Origin of the sequence: Allobosea eneae, assembly GCF_042657265.1 — a bacterium.
Classification (GTDB): domain Bacteria; phylum Pseudomonadota; class Alphaproteobacteria; order Rhizobiales; family Beijerinckiaceae; genus Allobosea; species Allobosea eneae.
Genome location: NZ_JBHSLW010000135.1, coordinates 1 through 730, shown reverse-complemented (window position 1 = coordinate 730; position 730 = coordinate 1). Strand labels below are relative to the sequence as shown.

1 protein-coding gene is annotated in these 730 nt (G+C 67.5%); it reads left to right on the top strand.

Annotated elements, in window-relative coordinates:
* Positions 1 to 730, top strand: a 730-nt coding sequence (locus ACFPOB_RS31200; RefSeq protein WP_377801885.1) for a phage portal protein family protein, incomplete at both ends; no start/stop codon positions are given.

Here is a 730-nt window from a genome sequence, read left to right as displayed (position 1 = left end):
ACAAGTTCATCGTCCATCGACACAAGGCCAAGAGTGGCCTGACCATCCGCTCCGGCCTCGCCCGCGTCGCGTCCTGGTGCTGGATGTACAAGGCCTTCACGGCGAAGGACTGGGCGATCTTCACCCAGAACTACGGCATGCCGACCCGCGTCGGCAAATTCGACCGGGCCGCCTCCGATGCCGACAAGGAGGTGCTGTGGCGTGCCGTCGCCAACATCGCCGGGGATTGCGCCGCCATCATCCCGGCGGAGATGTCGATCGACTTCGTCTCGGTCGAGAAGGGCACGGGCGCGCCAGGCCAGCTCTATGAGCGCCGGGCCGATTGGCACGATCGCCAGATCTCGAAGCTCGTGCTCGGCCAGACCACGACGACGGACGCGGTCTCGGGCGGCCACGCGGTCGCCCAGGAGCATCGCCTCGTCCAGGAGGATCTGGAGCGCGCCGATGCCAAGCTGCTCTCGGCCTCGCTGACCAAGCAGCTCGTCCAGCTCATCATCGCTCTGAACTTCGGGCCGCAAGCGAAGTATCCGCGCCTCAATATCGGCCGGCCCGATGAAGTGCCGTTGAACGATGTCGTCAACGCCATCGACAAGCTCGGGCCGCAAGGCCTGACGGTTGAGGCGAGCGAGTTGCGGGACCGCCTCGGCTTCTCGGATCCGGCCAAGCCGCGCAAGGACGGCAAGGCGGTCGAGCTCATCGGCGGCCGCCCGCCGCCGCCAGCGCCGCCGGC